This is a genomic window from Clavibacter nebraskensis NCPPB 2581, from assembly GCF_000355695.1.
GTDB lineage: Bacteria > Actinomycetota > Actinomycetes > Actinomycetales > Microbacteriaceae > Clavibacter > Clavibacter nebraskensis.
Map to the genome: position 1 here is coordinate 196,950 of NC_020891.1, position 18,322 is coordinate 215,271.

The following is an 18,322-nucleotide window of genomic DNA, read 5'->3' on the forward strand; positions in this document are numbered from 1 at the left end:
CGTGACTGCCGGATCTGGGGGGGCGGCGCGAGCCGACCTTGACATCCCGTCCTCCTGCCCGCATGCTCATCAAAACGAACTTTCAGTCCGCAGAGCGAACTGCACCACTCAATGGAGAGCGGAGATGCATATGGGGTTGGCTGTCTGGGCCCTCATCTCGTACATCGGGATCATCGTCGTCTGGAGCGTCGCGCTGAAGCGCGGCATCGGTGATCGACCGGCAGGTGGACCTCCTCAACTCGCTGCTCGGCCGCCTCCGCGGCGGGGCCGGGTACGTGGCCACGGTCGGGTCGGCGCTGTTCGGCGCGGTCGCGCACTCGGGATCCGCCAACGCCGCGACCATGGGCTCCGTCGCGATCCCGTGGATGAAGCGCTCGAACTGGCCGCCGCACGTGGCCGCCACGCTCATCGCCGGCAACGCGGGCAACGGCACGGTGATCCCGCCGAGCGCGTCGTTCTTCATCCTCATCGGCACCGCGACGGTCGCGCCCTACGTCTCGATCGACGAGCTGCTGCTCGCGATGTTCGCCGCGGCGGCCTGGTGCATCCTCTGGCGGCTGGTCGTCGTCTTCTCCTTCGTGCGGAAGCACGAGATCGGCCGCGTCGCCGCCGCGGACATCCTGCCGTTCGGCCGCTCGTTCCGGCAGGGCTGGTCGTCGCTGCTGGTGTTCCTCGGGATCGTGATCCCGGTGCTCGTCACCCTCGGGCCGACCGGCGAGTCGCTCACGGGCGTGCTCGGCGAGGACGTGATGGAGTCCATCAGCATCATCGTCTGGATCCCCGTCCTCCTCGGCCTCTTCGCCGCCGCGCTCGGCTGGCGGCGCCTGCCCCGGTCCGGCCGCGAGTGGTACGGCTTCGTCGCCAAGACCGCCCCGCGCTACCGCGACATCGGCGCGACGCTGGTGTTCGCCTTCGCGGGCGGCGCCGTGCTCACCGTGCTCGGCCTCGCCGAGCAGCTGTCGAGCGTGCTCAACGGGCTGGACGCGTCGCCCGTGGTCATGTCGATCATCGTCGCCGTCCTGGTGGTGCTCGTCGCCGCCTCGACCGAGGGCGCGTCCCCGCCCGGGGCGTCGGCGATCTACATCGCGACCGGCATCGCGCAGGTCAACCCGGTGAAGACGTTCGTGCCGCTGATCGTGCTGTACGTGCTGCCGATCCTCGCGATCGCCGCCCTGATCGGGCCCGGCTGGCTGCCGGTGCCGCACTGATGCCCGCTGCCGCGCGCGGGCTGCCCGCGCGCCCCCGTCCCGTCCCCGCCCGCACGACCCGCCGCACGACCGCCCCGAGGAGGAGCTGATGAGCGAAGAGAAGCCCCCCGCCGAGACCACCCACGGCCCGGCCCGCCTGCGCGCCATCCGCATGATGACCGCCGTCTTCGTCGCCCTGCTCGTGCTGATGCTCGCGCTCGGCACGGTGCTCGTGCTCCTGCAGGTCGTCGGCCTCGTGATCGTCGGCGGCGGCCTGATCACCGGCGCCTCCGCCGCCCTCAGCCCCTGGACGTTCGGCGTCGCCGGGGTGCTCGGGATCTGGACCCTCCTGCTCTCCTACGTCCACGGCTGGAAGCCCGCCGACTAGGCGGCCCGCCCCTCGCATCACCCGGAAGAAGAAAAACGACATGACGGACGCATCGACCCTCGGGCGGCTCGCCGCCCTCCCCGTCGCCAACGTGGGCGACTCCATGGACCGCCTCGGCGTCGTCGACGCCGGGATCCGCCCGGTGTGGCGCGGCGCGCGCGTCGCCGGCACCGCCTTCACGGTGGAGGTCGCGGGCGGCGACAACGCGGGGATCCACGAGGCACTGGGGCGCCTCCAGCCCGGCGACGTGCTCGTCGTCAACGGCCACGGGCTCCGGGACCGCGCGCTCGTCGGCGAGCTCATCGGCGAGCGGCTGCGCTCGGCGGGCTGCGCGGGCATCGTGATCGACGGCGCCCTCCGCGACGTCGACGACCTCGAGCAGATGGGCTTCCCCGCCTTCGCCCGGGCCGTGACGCCGGCGGGGCCGTACCGGAACGGGCCGTTCCGGATCCAGGTGCCGGTCGCCATCGGCACCGTCGTGGTGAGCCCCGGCGACATCGTGCTCGGCGACGCCGACGGGCTCGCGATCGTGCCCGCCGCGGAGGCCGCCGCGGTCGCCGACCGGGCCGAGGCCAAGCACGCCGACGAGTCCGCGATCCGGGCCTCCATCATCTCGGCACGATGATCCCCGTCGCCTGGGACGATGGGGCACATGCCAGACACCCCATCGGACAGCCGCGCGTCCGCAACGGAGACCTCCTCGTCGACCGTCCGCAGCGTCGACCGGGCGCTGGACCTGCTCGAGCTGCTCGAGCGCGGGGACGGGCCGCTGCGTCTCGTGGAGCTGAGCCGCGGCTCCGGCCTGCAGAACGCGACCGTGCTGCGGATCCTCGGGTCGCTGCAGCGCCGCGGCTGGGTGACGGTGGAGCACGGCGAGTACCGCGTGGGGCCGGCGGCCCTCGGGATCGCGAACGGCTTCCTGACGACCGACCGGCTGAGCGGGCGCGCCCGTCCGGTGCTCCAGCAGCTCGCGGACAGCACGCGGCTGACGGCGTCGCTGTACGTGCGCGTCGGCGAGGAGCGGATCCTCACGGTGCGCGTCGACGGCGAGGACCCGCTGCGGTACCAGCTGCCGCTCGGCCGGCGGCTGCCGCTGCATGTGGGGGCGGGGAAGAACATCCTCGCGGCGTTTCCGGAGGAGGAGCGCGAGCGGGTGCTCGCGCGGATCGGGAGCACGGACACTGCCGGCGGCGCGAGCGTCTCGGCCGACGAGTTGCGAGCCCAGCTCGACGTGGTGCGGAGGGACGGCTTCCACATCTCGATCGACGAGCGGGAAACGGGCGTCGCCGCGGTGAGCGTCCCGATCCACGACCGGGCGGGCGAGGTCGTCGCGGCGATCTCGACCTCCGGGCCCACGGAGACCATCACGCGCGCGCGCCTCGAGGCGCGCGTGCCGGAACTGCGCCGAGCGGCAGCCGCCGTGGAGCGGTAGACGCCGGGTCGCGACGCGCGCCCGGCAGAGGAGGAGACGCACGATGAGGACAGCGTTCATCGGACTCGGGGAGGTGGGCGCGATCTACGCGGCGGCGGCCGCGGCCCACGGCGACGACGTGTCGGGCTTCGATCCCGCCGCGCCCACCACTCCCGAGGGCATCGAACGGTCGGCGACCCTGGCCGAGGCGGTGGCCGGGGCGGATCTCGTCGTCGTGCTCACGGGGGCGGCGCTCAGCGAGCGCATCGCCGCGGACGCCGCGCCGCACCTCGGCGCCGACGCGGTCTACGCCGACTTCACGACGGCGTCGCCGCAGGTGATGGCGCGCGTGGAGCGGGTGGTGCAGGACACGGGCGCGCGCTTCGCCGACGTCGCGATCCTCGGGCCCGTGCCCACGAAGGGCGCGCGGACGGAGACGATCGTCAGCGGATCCGCCGCCCCGGGACGTCGCGGCGTACCTCGTCTCCCTCGGCGCCGAGGTCGAGCGCATCGACGGGCCGGCGGGCGAGGCGACCAGCAGGAAGCTCCTCCGCAGCGTGCTGATGAAGAGCCTCGCGGCCGTCGTGGTCGAGGCGGTCACCGCGGGGCGCGCGGCCGGATGCGAGGACTGGGTGCGCGACCAGATCGCGGGCCAGCTCTCCGGCGACGTGGCGGCGAAGATCGAGCGGTACGAGTCGGGCAGCCGCAAGCACGCGGTGCGGCGCGGGCACGAGATGGAGTCGGTGGTGGAGCACCTGGGTGCGCTCGGGGTGCCGTCGGAGATGTCGGAGGCGTCCGTGCGGTTCCTCGGGCGGCTCGCCGAGGAGGAGCGGGCGGCGGAGCAGCCGCGCCGGGCCTAGGAGGAGCGCGCCCGACGCAGCAGGGCGACGGCGATGGCGAGCGGCTTCATCCACGTCATCTCGCCGAAGCGGTAGTCGTCGGCGCGCGCGAGCCGGTCGGCGAGGTCGGGGCGCGCGGCGCGCAGGTAGCCGCGCGCCTCCTCCGCGTGCACGGGGTCGGAGACGATGCGGATGGTGTCGGCGTCCTCGATCAGCGGGATCGCGTTCGCGACGTTCTCGCGCGTGCTCGTGCTGGCCTCCTCGAGGACGACCGGGCCCGCGTAGCCGAGCTCGTCGCGGGCGAAGCGGGCGAGGATCCGGGCCTCGGGCTCGTCGCCCATCACGGATCCGCCGCAGAGCACGAGCGCGGTCGACGCGGCCCGCGGGTCCATCGAGCGCAGGGCCGCGCGCACGCGGTAGCGGTTGATCCGGTTGGCGCGCGGGCCGGTGTTGCCGAAGCCGAGGACGACGACGACCTCGCGGCCCACGGCGCCGTCGGGGCGGCCCGGCGCGCGGCCGAGGCCGCGGGTGCTGGCGAGCCGGTGGATCCCCTCGCTCGCCAGGAGCGCGGCGCCGACCGCGGCGAGGAGCGCGGCCCCGGTGGCGACGAGGGTCTGGCGGGTGCGCATGCGCCCAGGCTATGGGCGCGCGTCTTCGACGACGCCGCTCACGCGGAGCGCGCCGCCTTCACGAACGCGACGACCGCGTTCGCGTGCCCGTGCCCGAGGCCGTGCTCGGCCTTCAGCCACGCGACGACCTGCATGTGCGGCTCGACGTCGAGACGGGCGTCGGCCAGGTCGATCCAGCGCTGCACCGGCTGCCCGTACGTCGACTCGATGCTCGGGAAGTAGGAGGCGGGTCCGCGGGCCCTCTGACCCTCGGGCGGCGAGGGCGGGGCGACGATGCCGTGCGCGTTCATGCCGCGACGGTACCGGCGGCGCGCGGCCGCGACCAGGGCGGGCCGTGGTTCAATGGTCCGGCCTCCTCCGGGAGGGGCCTCCCGCGGGAGGCACGGCGGTGGGGCTCGCCGTACCCGAACCTCGACAACCTCGTCGACGACAGTCCCTGTCTCTTGGCTAGCCATGCCATCCGAGATGGGAGACCCCATGACCGACCACCGACAGCCCGGCGGCGACGCGCCCCTCGGCGGCGGGCCCCTCGACAGCGACGTGGAGGTGGACGACGACCCGGGCCGCCCGGTCCACCTCCGCTGGTCGTCCCTCGGCCTCGTCGCGCTCGGCGGCGCCGTGGGCACGGGGATCCGCGAGGCGCTCGCGCTCACCTGGCCCGCGCCCGCCGGGGGCATCCCCGTGACGATCCTCCTGATCAACGTGGTCGGCGCCTTCGTGCTCGGCGCGCTGCTGGAGTCGCTCGCCCGCCGCGGCCCCGACGAGGGCCGGCGCCGCGCGATCCGCCTGCTGGTGGGTACGGGCGTGCTCGGCGGCTTCACCACCTACAGCTCGCTGGCCGTCGACACGGCGTCGCTCACCGGATCCGCGCTCGGCGTCGCGTTCGCCTATGCCGCGCTGTCGCTCGTGGTGGGCGCCGCGGCGTCGGTCGCCGGGATCGCCGCGGGCGCCGCGATCCACCGACGCTCGGCTGCGGGACGCGCGCCGGGGGCGGCGTCGTGACCGGCCCGCTCGTGTTGGCGCTGGTCTGCGTGGCCGGCGGCATCGGATCCGCCCTCCGCCTGCTCCTCGACGGCGCCATCCGCGGCCGCCTCGGCGCGGCGTACCCGTGGGGCACGACCGTCATCAACGTCACCGGATCCCTCGGCCTCGGCCTGCTCACGGGCGCCGCCGCGCAGGCCGGCCTCCCGCACGACCTCGTCCTCGTCCTCGGCAGCGGCCTCATGGGCGGCTACACGACCTTCAGCACCGCCAGCCTCGAGACGGTGCGGCTCGCGCAGGCGGGCCGGGTGGGCGCGGCGCTCGCGAACGGCGTCGGCATGCTCGTGGTGTGCGTCGCGGCGGCGGGGCTCGGGATCGTGGTGGGCCAGGCGCTGTGACGGCCCTCGCGCCCGTCGCCTCCGCTACGGACGTCGCGGCGCTGCACGCGTTCCTCGCGGCGGCGGACCTCACGGTCACTGGGCTCGACGACCCCGGCGTGCGGCTCTGGATCCGGCGCGACGCCGACGGCCGCATCACCGGCAGCACCGGCTTCGAGCTCAGCGCGGACGGGCGGCACGCGCTGACCCGCAGCGTGGCGGTGGATCCCGCCCTCCGGTCCGCGGGCCTCGGCTCGGCGCTCGACCGGCCCGCGCTCGCGGCCGCGCTGCCCGACGCCCGCCAGGTCGTCGCGTTCCGCGCGAGCGGCCAGCTCGCGCGCGAGGTCGCGTGGTCGCGGGCGCTCGGGGCGGATGCGGATGACACGACCTAGGCTCGGCGGATGAGCAGCGCGGAGACCCAGCCCGACCCGGAGCTCGTCTGGAGCACGACCGGACGCCGCGACCTCCACCGCGGCCGCGTCGTCCTCGTCGAGCACGACGTGCTGCTGCCGGACGGATCCGCGTCGCGGTACGAGGTCGACGAGAGCGTGCCGTTCGCGGTCGCGACCCTCGTGATCGACGGCGACCACGTGCTGCTGTCGCGCCAGTACCGGCACCCGCTCGGGCGCTGGATCCTCGACCTCCCCGGCGGCGCGGGCGACGCCTCCGAGCACCCCGCCGACGCCGCCCGTCGCGAGCTCGAGGAGGAGCTCGGGCTCGTCGCGCCCGACCTCCACCCCTTGCGCACCTACGCCGTGAACCCCGGCCGCGCCTCCTGGCTCGTGCACGTCTTCGCCTGCACGACGCCGACCACCGCGGGCACGGCCGACCGCTCCGACCCGTCCGAGCAGGTGCGCCTCGTGCGCATGCCCGTCGCGGAGCTCGACGCGCTCATCGCGGCGGGCGGCATCGAGGACCCGACCCTGCTGATCGCCCGCGCGGCCGCCGCGGAGCAGGGGCTGCTGCCGCCGGTCGGGCCGCCGCGGTAGCGCTACACGCGCGATCCGCTCGCACGGCTCCGGGTACCCGATGCCGACGGCCGCCGCCGACCGCGGCAGGAGGCTCGTCTCGGTGAGGCCGGGAGCCTCGACGCACTCACCCCATCGCGACGACGCACGCCGCCAGGAAGCCGACCTGCGCGACAGTCCGCAGCGGCAGCGGCGTCGTCGGGGTGTCGGGGTGGCGGCAGCCGCGGGCCGCGCGCACGTTCGCCGGGAAGACGGCGACGAGGAGGATCGCCAGGCCGATCGCGGCGGGGATGCGGAGGGCGGGGATCAGCAGGCCCACCGCTCCTGCGATCTCGAGCGCGCCCGTGACGGTGACGACGAGCTCCGGCCGGGGCAGCCCCGGCGGCACGATCGACACGAGCCCGGACCGACGCGGCTCCATGAAGTGGGCGCTGGCGCCGAGCGCGAACGCCGCCGCGAGGCCCACCGCCACCGACGCCGGCCACCCGTCCAGGTAGGGCACGGGGACGGCGAGGCCCACGAGCCGCGCCTCGAGGGCGACGACGATCAGGGCGGCGAACGGGATCGCGGGCGTCGGCGCGTCCGGGCGGCGCGGCGAGCGGATCAGCCGGCGTCGCGGAGCGCGTAGGTCAGCACCGCGTTGCCCGCGCTCGTGATCTCGGAGCGGCGCAGCTCCAGCCGCGTGGTCGGGTCGTCGGGCTCGAACAGGCGGCGGCCGGCGCCGGCGACGACCGGGTGGATCATCAGGGTCAGCTCGTCGAGGAGCCCCGCGAACAGCAGCGCGCGCGTGAGCGAGATGCTCGACAGCACGGCGATCTCGCCGCCCTCCGTCTCCTTCAGCCGGGCGATCGCCGCGAGCGCGTCGCCCTCGATGCGCGTCGCGTTCCAGCCCAGGTCGCCCGTGAGCGTGCGCGTGGCGACGAGCTTCTCGAGCGGGTTGACGAAGGCGGCGAACGGGTCGTCGGCGGGCGCGGCCGGCCAGTGCGCCGACCAGTCCTCGAAGCCGCGGCGGCCCATCACGGCGGTGGTGACCGAGGAGATCATGCGGCCGAGGCCCGCGCCGAGCTCCGGGTCGAACGAGTCGTACTGGAACAGGTGCGGCGACTCCACGACGCCGTCGACGGACGTGAACAGGCCTGCGGTGAGTCGTCGCACGCGCTCCTCCTCGAGCTCGGGTGTGGTCGCCATGATGCGCGCCCCGGGCCCGCGCGTCCAGATCGGGACGTGCGGCGGACTGCGACGGGGTCGCGTTCACACGGTCGCAACACGCGCGCATCGCCGCGGAAACGCGGGCTCCCTAACCTCGACTGCAACGGCGATTGCAGGACCCGTCTCCCGCGATGAGGATTGCACGCACCGCCCCGCACCGCTCGACCACCGCTCAGCACCTCGCGAAGGGACCCCCATGACCATGACCGTCGGAGAGAGGACGAGGTCCGTCGTCGGCCTCCGGGGGGTCGCGCCCGTGGCGGTGGCCGCCCTCGTGATCGCGCTCGTCGCGCAGGTCATCGGCTCGCGTACCCTGCCGCTCGGATCCGCCTCCATCGTGTTCTTCCCGATGGTGTGGGGCCTCCTCATCGCCGCCGCGCTCTCGTTCCAGCGGATCCGCCCGGTCGGCCTCGACTTCCAGCGGATCGCCAACGCGTTCGTGGGCGTCGCCGTGCTGTTCCTCGTCGCGCGGCTCGCCTTCAACATCGGGCCGAACATCCCGACGCTGCTGCAGGCCGGACCCGCGCTGCTGCTGCAGGAGATCGGGCACCTGCTCGGCACGGTCGCGCTCGCGCTGCCGCTCGCCGTCCTGCTCCGGATGGGCAAGGCCACCATCGGCGCCACGTTCTCCCTCGACCGCGAGCCGGCGTTCGCGATGGTGAGCGAGAAGTACGGACCGGACTCCGACCAGTACCGCGGCGTCCTCGCCATGTACGTGTTCGGCACGCTCTTCGGCGCCGTCTACATCACCCTGCTCACCTCGCTCGTGGCGTCGGCCGACGTCTTCGACCCGCTGGCGCTCGCGATGGGCGCGGGCGTCGGATCCGGGTCGATGATGGCCGCGTCGACCGCCAGCATCATCGCCGCGTACCCCGGCCAGCAGGACGCGATCCTCGGCATTGCCGCGGTCTCGAACCTCATCACCACGGTCCTCGGCGTGTACGTCGGCATCTACGTGGCGCTGCCGCTCGCCGACCGGTTCTACCGGTTCCTCACGCGCAAGCAGGCGGCCGCGGAGGCCGCGTCGGGTCCGGTGGCGGTCTCGGCCGAGGCCGCGGAGTCGAACCGGGTCTTCCGCGAGCGCGTGGCCGAGGCGGCGGCGCCCGTGGACATCCGGCCGTGGGTCGCGATCCCGATCCTCGCGGTCGTCGGCATCGGCACCGCCTCGATCTTCGCGGGCGCCGTGAGCTGGTCCATCGTCGGCGGCTACGCGATCCTCATCGCCCTCCTCCTCGTGAGCCAGCTGCTCGCCCGGATCACGCGCAAGGTCTCCGCGATCGTCTTCGTCACCACGATCGGAGCGCTCGCCTCGAGCCCCTACTCGCCCATCGGCGCGGAGCTGACCACCGTGGTCACCTCGATCGACTTCCTCTCCATCGCGTGCGCCACCCTCACGTTCGCGGGCCTCAGCCTCGGCAAGGACGCGGCGCTGCTCAAGACGGTCGGCTGGCGCATCGTCCCGGTCGGGCTCGTCGCCATCACGGCGTCGTTCCTGCTCTCGGCCGTCATCGCGGAGTTCGCGCTCGGGTTCTGGTCGTGAGCGCGGCGGATCCGCTCGCCGACTGGCTCGACGAGCTCGAGCCGACGAAGGGGCACACGCCCTCGCACCGCCGCGTCGCCCGCGTGCTCCTCGAGCACCAGCAGCTCGCCTCGTACTCGGAGATCGCCGAGATCGCGCAGCGCGCCGAGGTGAACGCCAGCACCGTGGTGCGGTTCGCTCAGGCGCTCGGCTTCCGCGGCTGGCCGGAGCTGCAGCAGGAGCTGCGGATGCGGTACCTCGCGACGCTCACCTCCGAGGAGACCCTGCGCGAGCACCCGGCGGCGGCGTCGGGCGCGGTGCACGCGTCCATCCAGCGCGACGTCGCGAACCTCGGCCGGGCGCTCGAGTCCATCGACCCGGCGGAGGGCGACGCGGCCATCGCCGCGCTCGCGTCGGCCGGGCGGATCCTCGTGGTCGGCATGGGCTCGTTCGGCGCGCCGGCGTCGATCCTCGCCCACCTCGGATCCGTGATGGGCTACCCGATCTCCACGGAGGGCCGCGGCGGCGCCCACCTCGCGGCCGCGATGACCACGCTCGGCGCGGACGACGTGCTCGTGGTCGTGAGCCTGTGGCGGCCGATGCGCGACGTGCTCGCGGCGGCGACCGCGGCCCACGCGGCGGGCACGACCGTCGTCGCCATCACCGACATGCGCCGGGGCCGCCTCGCCGCCACCGCCGACCACGTCCTCGTCGTGCCCAGCGAGGGCGTCTCGTTCCTGCAGTCCACGACGGCCACCACGTCGGTCGTCTACGGCCTGCTCAGCGGGATGGAGGCGGTGCACCCCGAGCGCAGCCGCGCCGCCCTACGCCGCACGCAGGAGCTGTGGCAGCAGCTCGGCACCTTCAGCGGCTGACGCGCCGCCCGCATCCCACTCGCCTCGACCCGCCGCCCCGCGCGGCACCGGAAGGACCCCATGACCCCCACCGACCCGCTCGACCCCACCACCCCGCGGCGCATCGGCGTCGTCGGGCTCGGATCCATGGGCGGCGCCATGGCCGCGTCCCTCGCCGGCCGCGGCTGGGACGTCGTCGGCTGCGACCCGTCCGCTGCGGCGCGCGAGGCGGCCGAGGCGCGCGGCCTCCAGGTGGTCGCCGACGTGTCCGCGCTCGCAGGCATCCCGTACGTCGTGCTCTCGCTGCCGTCCGCGCGCGTGGTCGAGGCGACCGTGCCCGCGCTCCTCGCCGCGCCGGGCACCGTGGCCGTCGTCGACACGACCACCTCCGAGCCCGGCACGAGCGCCGCGATGGCCGAGCTGGCCGCCGCGCACGGCGCCGCCTTCGTCGACGCCCCGGTCTCCGGCGGCAACACGGGCGCGGCCGCCGGCACGCTCGCGTCCTTCGTCGGCGGATCCGCGGAGGCGGTCGACGCCGCCCGCCCCGTGCTCGAGGCGCTCACCTCCGGCGGCTGGCGTCACGTCGGCCCCGCCGGATCCGGGAACGTCGTGAAGCTCCTCAACAACATGCTCGTCTCGGTCAACCTGCTCGCCGTCGCCGAGGCGATGGACGTCGCGGCGGCCCACGGGATCGACCTCGACACCGCCGTCGCCGCGCTCAACACGGCCACGGGCGCGAGCACGGTCAGCCAGCGGATGTTCCCCGACCAGATCCTCAGCGGGCGCTTCGGCTCCGGCTTCGCGCTCGGCCTCATGGCGCGCGACGTGGCGCTCGCGCACGACGTGGCCCGCGCGACTGGCGCGACCCCGGGGCTCTTCGCCGAGACCGACGCGCGCTGGCAGCAGGCGCTCGCCGCCCTCGGCCCGCAGGCCGACTTCGTCGCCGCGACCTCCACCTTCACCACGGCGACCACCGCCCTGGATCCCGCGCAGCTCCCCGCCCGGAAGGACGACACCGCATCATGACCACCACCGCCCCGACCCCCCGCACCCCGCTCCTCGCGGCCGTCGACCGCGCCGCGCACCCCGCCGAGCGCGCCCGGCACCTCATCGCCCACGCGTTCCCCGACGGCATCGGCACGTGGGCCGAGGGCCGCGTGCACCCGGGATCCGGGCCCGCGATCGACCTCGTCGACGCCGCGACGGGCGAGCTCGTCACGAGCTACGCGGATCCGGGCGCCGAGGGCGCCGAGACCGCGCTCGCCGCCGCCCTCCGCGGGGCCCGCACCTGGGGTGCGATGGACCCGTACGACCGCGCCGCGATCCTCCGCGAGGTCGCACGCACGATCGGCGCGCACCAGGAGGAGCTCGCCGTGCTCGAGACGGTGACCACCGGCAAGCCGCTCCGCGACGCGCGCGTCGAGGTCGGCCGCGTGGCCCAGATGTTCGGCTACTACGCCGGCTGGGCCGACAAGGTCACCGGCCAGACCATCCCCGTCCCCGGCGACTGGCTCACCTACACGACGCGCGTGCCGTGGGGCGTGGTGGTCGCGGTCACGCCGTGGAACTCGCCGCTGTTCACGGCCGGCTGGAACTCGTCCGCGCCGCTCGCCGCCGGCAACGCCGTGGTCCTCAAGCCCAGCGAGTTCACGCCGCTCAGCACGATCCGCCTGGCGCAGCTCGCGGAGGAGGCGGGCCTGCCCGCGGGCGTGCTCTCCGTCGCGGTGGGAGCGGGCACCACGGTCGGCGCCGCGCTCAGCACGGACCGGCGCGTGGGCAAGCTGAGCTTCATCGGATCCGTGCCCGTCGGCCGCACGGTCGCGCAGGCGGCGGCCGGCGCCGGGATCCCCGTCGTGCTCGAGCTCGGCGGCAAGAGCGCCAACATCGTGTTCGCCGACGCGGACCTCGACCAGGCCGCGCGCGGCGCCGTGAGCGCCGTCTTCTCGGGCGCCGGGCAGTCGTGCGTCGCCGGATCCCGCCTGCTCGTCGAGCGCGGCGTGCACGACGAGCTCGTGGCGCGCATCGTCGCCCACGTCGAGGCGCTGCGGCTCGGCGACCCGCTCGACCCCGACACCGAGATCGGCCCGATCATCTCCCGCCGCCAGGTCGCGACCATCCGCGCGCTCATCCAGGCGGGCCAGGAGGACGGCGCGCGCCTCCTCTCCGGCGCGACCCCGTCGGCCGCGCTCGCCGACGGCGCCCTGGCCGACGGCAGCTGGATCATGCCGACGGTCCTCGACGGCGTCGAGCCCGGACACCGCCTGGAGACCACCGAGGTGTTCGGCCCCGTCCTCGGCGTCTCGGTGTTCGACACGGAGGAGGAGGTGGTCGCGCGCGCGAACGCCACGGGCTTCGGCCTCGCGGGCGCCGTCTGGACCTCCGACGTCTCCCGCGCGCACCGCGTGGCCGCGGCCGTCGACGCCGGCACCTTCTGGATCAACGCGTACAAGACCATCCACGTCGCGGTCCCGTTCGGCGGCTTCGGCGAGTCCGGCCACGGCCGCTCGTCCGGCCCGGGCGTGCTCGACGAGTACACGCAGCAGAAGGCTGTGTGGGTGCCGACCACGCCGCCGCCCGCGCCGTTCCCCTCGATGCTCGGCTAGCGGGAGGTCGCGCGCCATCCCGCGCCGCCCGCCCGAGGGGACGGGCGGCGCGGGATGCGAAACCTTTCTGGTTAACCGCTTTACACGACCCTCGATCCGGTGTTAGCGTCGCCGCCATCGGGTCAGCGACGAGGCCTCCCGGATGCGTGCAGAGCTGGCGGATCACGGTGTCGTCGTGTCCCGGATCCACCGCCACCTCAAGGAAGAGACCACGCGATGTCCCCTCGATCCACCGCCCGCCGCCGCCTCATCGGCGCCGCCGCCTTCGCGGCCACCGTCCCCCTCGTGCTCGCCGGCTGCTCCGGCGGCGGGGGAGGCGGATCCTCCTCCAGCGGGGATCCGAAGACGATCACCGTCACCGACTACTACAACGAGGGCAACGACGACACCGTCATCGGCGACACCCTCCAGAAGTGCGGCGAGTCCCTCGGCGTCACCATCGAGCGCACGTCGATCCCGGGGTCGAGCCTCATCCAGAAGGTGCTGCAGCAGGCGTCGTCGAGGACGCTGCCCGACGTGCTCATGCTCGACAACCCCGACCTGCAGCAGATCGCCGCGACCGGCGCGCTCGCCCCGCTCGAGGACTTCGGCATCTCCACCGACGGCTACGCGAAGGGTGTCGTCGACGCGGGCACCTACGAGGGCAAGACGTACGGCCTCGCGCCCACCGTGAACACCATCGCGCTGTTCTACAACAAGCAGATGCTGACCGACGCCGGGATCCAGCCGCCCACGACGTGGGACGAGCTGAAGACCTCGGCCGCCGCGCTCAAGGACGGCGACCGCTACGGCATCGCCATGGACGCCAACGCCACCTACGAGGGCACCTGGCAGTTCCTGCCCTTCATGTGGTCGAACGGCGGCGACGAGAAGGACATCGCGACGCCCGAGACCGCGGAGGCGCTGCAGCTCTGGACCGACCTCGTGAAGGACGGCTCGGCCTCGCAGAGCGTCGTGAACTGGACCCAGTCCGACGTCAACGACCAGTTCATGGCCGGCAAGACGGCGATGATGATCAACGGCCCGTGGCAGATCCCCGCGCTCACCGAGTCCGGCGTCGACTACGGCATCGCGAAGCTCCCCGCCCCCGAGGCCGGCGGCACCGCCGTCGCCCCGCTCGGCGGCGAGGTGTGGACCGTGCCGCAGACGGGGGACGAGGAGAAGCAGGCGACGGCCGCGAAGGTCGTCGAGTGCCTCAACTCCGACGAGAACCAGCTCGACATGGCCACCAAGCGCTTCACGATCCCGTCGAAGACCGCCGTCGCCACCGAGTTCGGCCAGCAGGTGCCCGAGGAGCAGGTGTTCGTCGACCTCGTCGCCGACGCCCGCGCCCGCACCGGCGAGCTCGGAGCCGACTGGCCGAAGGCCGCCACGAAGATCTACACGGCCGTGCAGTCCGCGCTCACCGGCCAGTCCTCGCCGGAGGACGCGCTGAAGAACGCCGAGCAGGGCTGATGGCGACGACCGCCGTCCCCGCCCGCCCGACCGCGCCCGCGGCCGGGCGGGCCCGGGGCGCCGGGGACGCCGCCGTCGCGCGGGGTCCCGTGCGCCGCCGTCCCCGCTTCCGGTGGGAGCGCTTCTTCCAGGTGATGTTCCTGGTGCCGGCGGTCGTGTACCTCGTGCTCTTCTTCGGCTACCCGGTCGTGAAGAACATCGTCATGAGCTTCCAGGAGTACACGACGACCACCTTCTACACGGGCGAGGCGCCGTGGGTCGGGTTCGCGAACTACGCGTCGGTGCTCTCGTCGGGGATCTTCTCCACGGCGCTGCTCAACACGTTCCTCTTCACGATCGGCTCGATCCTCGGCCAGTTCGTGATCGGGCTCGTGCTGGCGCTGTTCTTCCGCCGGTCGTTCCCGCTCAACGGGCTGCTGCGGGCGCTGCTGCTCCTGCCGTGGCTGCTGCCGCTCATCGTCTCGAGCGCGGTGTGGAAGTGGATCCTCGACCAGGACTCCGGCGTGCTCAACCAGTTCCTGCTCGGCACGGGCGTCGTGCAGGACCCGGTGCCGTGGCTCACGAGCCCGGCGTTCGCGCTCATCACGGTGATCGCCGTGAACGTGTGGATCGGGATCCCGTTCAACACGACCATCCTCTACGGCGGCCTGCAGGACATCCCGCCGGAGCTGTACGAGGCCGGGTCCCTCGACGGGGCCACCGGCTGGCGCGGCTTCCGGCACATCACCTGGCCGCTGCTGCGACCCGTGGTGGGCGTGGTGCTCGTGCTCGGCGTCGTCTACACGATCAAGGTGCTCGACATCATCCTCGGCCTCACGAACGGCGGGCCCGCGAACTCGACGCAGACCATCGCGACGCAGTCGTACACGCTCTCGTTCCAGCAGTTCGACTTCGGGTCGGGCGCCGCCCTCAGCAACATCCTCATCGCCATCTCGGCGGTGTTCGCGGTGGTCTACCTCCGCGCCAACAGGAAGGCCGTCGATGACTGACACCGCCGCCCGCGTCGCCCTGCCCCGCCCGGTGGGATCGCGGAAGCCCCGCGCCGACCGCAGCTGGATCTCCACGGTGATCGGCGTCGTGATCCTCGCCGTGATGCTGTTCCCCGTCTACTGGATGGTGAACATCTCGCTCCAGCCCGCGGGCCCGGCGATCCAGGCGGCGTGGTTCCCGTTCGAGGCGCAGTTCCAGGGCTACGCGACCGCCCTCTCCGAGCAGGGGCAGGCGCTCGGCACGAGCCTCCTGATCGCGCTCGGCAGCGTCGTGCTCAGCCTCGCCATCGCGACCCCGGCGGCGTACGCGCTCGCGCAGTTCAGGTTCCGCTGGATCAACATCGTGCTGTTCGGGATCCTCATCTCGCAGATGATCCCCGGCATCGTCGTCGCGAACGCGCTCTACGCGGCGTACAACGACGTGGGGCTGCTCAACTCGATCCCGGGCCTGATCCTCGCGGACTCCACCGCGGGCATCCCCTTCGCGATCCTCATCATGCGGGCGTTCATGGCGGGCATCCCGCCGTCGATCATCGAGGCCGCGAAGGTGGACGGCGCCGGGAACTTCCGGGCCTTCCGCTCGATCGTCCTGCCCGTGAGCCTCAACGCCGTCATCACCGCCGGGCTCTTCACGTTCCTCTTCACCTGGAGCGACTTCCTGTTCGCGCTGACGCTCACGACGACCGACGACGTGCGCCCCATCACGCTCGGGATCTACCAGTACATCGGCACGTACACCGCCGACTGGAGCACGGTGATGGCCACGGCCGTGCTCGCGTCGCTGCCGGCGATCGTGCTGCTGCTCGCGGCGCAGCGCTTCATCGCAGCGGGCGCGACGGGCGGCGCTGTCAAGTGATCCGGCTCCCGCACGCCCGCGCCCCGGACGCCGCCCGCGCCCCCTCCCAGATCCCGCACGACCCCTCCGAGAGAGAGACACCATGACCGACACCACCTCCCCGCTGCGCGTCACCGTCTGGGGCGAGAACCGCCACGAGCAGATCGAGCAGCACGTCCGCGACCGCTACCCGACCGGGATGCACGGCGCCGTCGCCGAGGGCGTGCAGGAGAACCTGCCCGAGGCGCACGTCGAGATCGCGACCATGGACCAGCCCGAGCACGGCCTCACCGAGGAGCTGCTCGCCCGCACCGACGTCCTCACGTGGTGGGGCCACGCGGCCCACGCCGAGGTGGACGACGCGATCGTCGAGCGCGTGCACCGCCACGTGCTCGACGGCATGGGCCTCATCGTGCTGCACTCCGGGCACTGGTCGAAGATCTTCACGAAGCTGATGGGCACCACGTGCACCCTCCGCTGGCGCAGCGAGCACGACCGCGAGCTGGTGTGGACCGTGAACCCGCAGCACCCCATCACGCGCGGCGTGCCGAACCCGATCGTCATCGACGAGCAGGAGATGTACGGCGAGTACTTCGACGTGCCCACGCCCGACGAGCTCGTCTTCATCTCGGGCTTCACGGGCGGCGAGGTGTTCCGCAGCGGCATGACCTACCGCCGCGGCTTCGGCCGGATCTTCTTCTTCTCGCCCGGCGACCAGGACTTCCCCGTCTACCACCACCGGGACGTCCGCCGCGTGATCGCGAACGCGTGCGAGTGGGCGCGGCCCGACCGCCGACAGACGCCGACGCTGCTGCGCTACGAGCTCGGCGAGTACTACGACGGCACCGACTACGCCGGGGCGCTCGAGCGATGACGAGGGCTCCGGCTCACCGGATCGTCGCGCCCGCCGACGGCGCGCGCCTCCGGGTCGTGCAGGTCGGCGCGGGCGGCATGGGCCAGCAGTGGCTGCGGACCATCGCGGAGGATCCCGACGTCGAGCTCGTGGGCGTCGTCGACCTGGACGAGGAGGCGGCGCGGGCGGGCGCGTCCGCGCACGGGGCGTCGGCGGAGGCGTCGACCGACCTCGGCGAGCTCATCGACCGGGTGCGGCCCGACGCCGTGATCGACGTCACCATCCCGCGCGCGCACCACCCCGTCACCACCCAGGCGCTGTTCGCGGGGATCCCCGTGCTCGGCGAGAAGCCCGTCGCGCTCACGGTCGCCGAGGGGCTGTCGCTCGCGGCGGCCGCGGAGATCACGGGCGAGCTGTTCATGGTCAGCCAGTCGCGCCGCTACAACGACCACCTCGTCGCCCTCAAGCGGCGGGCGGCCGACCTCGGCGGCGTCGGCATCGTCACGACGGAGTTCTTCAAGGCGCCGCACTTCGGCGGGTTCCGAGAGGAGATGGACGACGTGCTGCTGCTCGACATGGCCGTGCACCAGTTCGACGCGGTGCGGTACCTGCTCGACGCGGATCCCGTGAGCGTCTACTGCGAGTCGTACAACCCGGCGTGGAGCTGGTACCGCGGCGACGCGGGCGCCACCGCGGTCTTCGCGTTCGAGGGCGGCGTGCGCTACGTCTACACCGGCAGCTGGTGCAGCCCGGGCGCGGAGACGTCGTGGAACGGATCCTGGCGGGTGAGCGGCGCGTACGGCACCGCGCTCTGGGACGGCGACCACGATCCGACGAGCGACATCCCGGACGCGCCCGACGGGCCGCTCGCGGAGCCCGCGCCCGCCGGGTCGGTGGGGGTCGAGATCGCCGGGTCGCTGCGCGCGTTCGTCCGGGCGCTCCGCACGGGCGAGCGGCCGCACGGCGAGGTGCACGGCAACGTGATGAGCCTCGCGATGGTCGAGGCCGCGATCGAGTCGAAGGGGACGGGCCGGCGGCTCGCGATCGACGACGTGCTCGAGCGCGCCTACGCGACCGCGCTCGCCGACGAGCGGCGCGACGACGTCCGCGCACGGCTCGAGCAGTGGCGCGAGCGGGGCGTGCGGGAGGCGCTCCAGGGGCCGTCGGCGCCAGCGGGTGTCGCGGGCGCCGCGGCCGTCGCCCGCCCGGCCGTCGCCGGGTAGCC

22 protein-coding genes and 1 pseudogene are annotated in these 18,322 nt (G+C 73.7%); 19 read left to right on the forward strand and 4 right to left on the reverse strand.

What is annotated here, in order from left to right:
* Window positions 1-209: 209 nt before the first annotated feature.
* The 6 genes and pseudogenes from CMN_RS01000 to CMN_RS15215 all read left to right on the forward strand — a co-directional run bounded on the left by CMN_RS01000 (window position 210) and on the right by CMN_RS15215 (window position 3,846).
* Window positions 210-1,208, forward strand: a complete 999-nt coding sequence (locus CMN_RS01000; RefSeq protein WP_015489007.1) for a TRAP transporter large permease subunit — start codon at window positions 210-212, stop codon at window positions 1,206-1,208.
* Window positions 1,209-1,296: 88 nt separating this feature from the next.
* Window positions 1,297-1,575, forward strand: a complete 279-nt coding sequence (locus CMN_RS01005) for a hypothetical protein (RefSeq protein WP_015489008.1) — start codon at window positions 1,297-1,299, stop codon at window positions 1,573-1,575.
* 40 nt (window positions 1,576-1,615) lie between these two features.
* A complete protein-coding gene (locus tag CMN_RS01010) occupies window positions 1,616-2,200 on the forward strand; it encodes an RraA family protein (protein WP_015489009.1) in 585 nt (194 codons plus the stop codon).
* Between the two features lie 27 nt (window positions 2,201-2,227).
* Window positions 2,228-3,007 (forward strand): IclR family transcriptional regulator, encoded by a 780-nt coding sequence (locus CMN_RS01015; RefSeq protein WP_015489010.1) that lies wholly within the window; start codon window positions 2,228-2,230, stop codon window positions 3,005-3,007.
* Window positions 3,008-3,050: 43 nt separating this feature from the next.
* Window positions 3,051-3,383 (forward strand): annotated as a pseudogene (locus CMN_RS15210) (NAD(P)-binding domain-containing protein); the annotation flags it as partial.
* A 166-nt stretch (window positions 3,384-3,549) separates the two neighbouring features.
* Complete coding sequence (locus CMN_RS15215; RefSeq protein WP_227077794.1) at window positions 3,550-3,846, forward strand: DUF1932 domain-containing protein; 297 nt, start codon at window positions 3,550-3,552, stop codon at window positions 3,844-3,846.
* Here CMN_RS15215 and CMN_RS01025 read toward each other — a convergent pair.
* Window positions 3,843-4,454 carry a YdcF family protein gene (locus CMN_RS01025; RefSeq protein WP_015489011.1) on the reverse strand — a complete coding sequence of 204 codons (612 nt, stop codon included), beginning with the start codon at window positions 4,452-4,454 and terminating at the stop codon, window positions 3,843-3,845. The two genes, CMN_RS15215 and CMN_RS01025, sit on opposite strands and share 4 nt — an antisense overlap.
* A gap of 38 nt (window positions 4,455-4,492) precedes the next feature.
* Window positions 4,493-4,744 carry a DUF4287 domain-containing protein gene (locus CMN_RS01030; protein WP_015489012.1) on the reverse strand — a complete coding sequence of 84 codons (252 nt, stop codon included), beginning with the start codon at window positions 4,742-4,744 and terminating at the stop codon, window positions 4,493-4,495.
* A gap of 187 nt (window positions 4,745-4,931) precedes the next feature.
* Between CMN_RS01030 and CMN_RS01035 the strand changes: the two genes are divergently transcribed.
* The 4 genes from CMN_RS01035 to CMN_RS01050 are packed head-to-tail and all read left to right on the forward strand — an operon-like array spanning window position 4,932 to window position 6,801.
* Window positions 4,932-5,456: a fluoride efflux transporter FluC gene (locus CMN_RS01035; RefSeq protein WP_015489013.1), complete on the forward strand. Its 525-nt coding sequence runs from the start codon at window positions 4,932-4,934 to the stop codon at window positions 5,454-5,456.
* Window positions 5,453-5,833 carry a fluoride efflux transporter FluC gene (locus tag CMN_RS01040; protein ID WP_015489014.1) on the forward strand — a complete coding sequence of 127 codons (381 nt, stop codon included), beginning with the start codon at window positions 5,453-5,455 and terminating at the stop codon, window positions 5,831-5,833. The genes CMN_RS01035 and CMN_RS01040 overlap by 4 nt, the downstream gene beginning before the upstream one ends.
* Window positions 5,830-6,204: a GNAT family N-acetyltransferase gene (locus CMN_RS01045; RefSeq protein WP_015489015.1), complete on the forward strand. Its 375-nt coding sequence runs from the start codon at window positions 5,830-5,832 to the stop codon at window positions 6,202-6,204. Before CMN_RS01040 ends, CMN_RS01045 begins: the two co-directional genes overlap by 4 nt.
* 9 nt (window positions 6,205-6,213) lie before the next feature.
* On the forward strand, window positions 6,214-6,801 hold the full coding sequence (locus CMN_RS01050; RefSeq protein ID WP_015489016.1) for an NUDIX hydrolase: 588 nt from the start codon (window positions 6,214-6,216) through the stop codon (window positions 6,799-6,801).
* Between the two features lie 106 nt (window positions 6,802-6,907).
* Here CMN_RS01050 and CMN_RS01055 read toward each other — a convergent pair whose 3' ends face one another.
* A complete protein-coding gene (locus tag CMN_RS01055) occupies window positions 6,908-7,300 on the reverse strand; it encodes a DoxX family protein (protein ID WP_015489017.1) in 393 nt (130 codons plus the stop codon).
* Between the two features lie 83 nt (window positions 7,301-7,383).
* On the reverse strand, window positions 7,384-7,968 hold the full coding sequence (locus CMN_RS01060; protein WP_015489018.1) for a dihydrofolate reductase family protein: 585 nt from the start codon (window positions 7,966-7,968) through the stop codon (window positions 7,384-7,386).
* Between the two features lie 217 nt (window positions 7,969-8,185).
* On the opposite strand from CMN_RS01060, the gene CMN_RS01065 reads away from it, so the two are divergent.
* The 9 genes from CMN_RS01065 (at window position 8,186) to CMN_RS01105 (ending at window position 18,320) form a co-directional block, all read left to right on the forward strand.
* Window positions 8,186-9,529, forward strand: a complete 1,344-nt coding sequence (locus CMN_RS01065) for a DUF3100 domain-containing protein (protein WP_015489019.1) — start codon at window positions 8,186-8,188, stop codon at window positions 9,527-9,529.
* On the forward strand, window positions 9,526-10,383 hold the full coding sequence (locus CMN_RS01070) for a MurR/RpiR family transcriptional regulator (protein ID WP_015489020.1): 858 nt from the start codon (window positions 9,526-9,528) through the stop codon (window positions 10,381-10,383). Before CMN_RS01065 ends, CMN_RS01070 begins: the two co-directional genes overlap by 4 nt.
* Window positions 10,384-10,443: 60 nt before the next feature.
* Window positions 10,444-11,388, forward strand: a complete 945-nt coding sequence (locus CMN_RS01075) for an NAD(P)-dependent oxidoreductase (protein WP_015489021.1) — start codon at window positions 10,444-10,446, stop codon at window positions 11,386-11,388.
* Window positions 11,385-12,965 carry an aldehyde dehydrogenase family protein gene (locus CMN_RS01080; protein WP_015489022.1) on the forward strand — a complete coding sequence of 527 codons (1,581 nt, stop codon included), beginning with the start codon at window positions 11,385-11,387 and terminating at the stop codon, window positions 12,963-12,965. The genes CMN_RS01075 and CMN_RS01080 overlap by 4 nt, the downstream gene beginning before the upstream one ends.
* A 216-nt stretch (window positions 12,966-13,181) precedes the next feature.
* The gene (locus CMN_RS01085; protein WP_015489023.1) at window positions 13,182-14,420 is read left to right on the forward strand and encodes a sugar ABC transporter substrate-binding protein; all 1,239 of its coding nucleotides are present in this window, start codon (window positions 13,182-13,184) and stop codon (window positions 14,418-14,420) included.
* Window positions 14,420-15,409, forward strand: coding sequence for a carbohydrate ABC transporter permease (locus CMN_RS01090; RefSeq protein WP_015489024.1), 990 nt, complete (start codon window positions 14,420-14,422; stop codon window positions 15,407-15,409). The genes CMN_RS01085 and CMN_RS01090 overlap by 1 nt, the downstream gene beginning before the upstream one ends.
* Window positions 15,402-16,265, forward strand: a complete 864-nt coding sequence (locus tag CMN_RS01095; RefSeq protein ID WP_015489025.1) for a carbohydrate ABC transporter permease — start codon at window positions 15,402-15,404, stop codon at window positions 16,263-16,265. The genes CMN_RS01090 and CMN_RS01095 overlap by 8 nt, the downstream gene beginning before the upstream one ends.
* Window positions 16,266-16,347: 82 nt before the next feature.
* A complete protein-coding gene (locus tag CMN_RS01100) occupies window positions 16,348-17,118 on the forward strand; it encodes a ThuA domain-containing protein (protein ID WP_015489026.1) in 771 nt (256 codons plus the stop codon).
* Window positions 17,115-18,320 carry a Gfo/Idh/MocA family protein gene (locus tag CMN_RS01105; protein ID WP_015489027.1) on the forward strand — a complete coding sequence of 402 codons (1,206 nt, stop codon included), beginning with the start codon at window positions 17,115-17,117 and terminating at the stop codon, window positions 18,318-18,320. Before CMN_RS01100 ends, CMN_RS01105 begins: the two co-directional genes overlap by 4 nt.
* Window positions 18,321-18,322 lie beyond the last annotated feature (2 nt).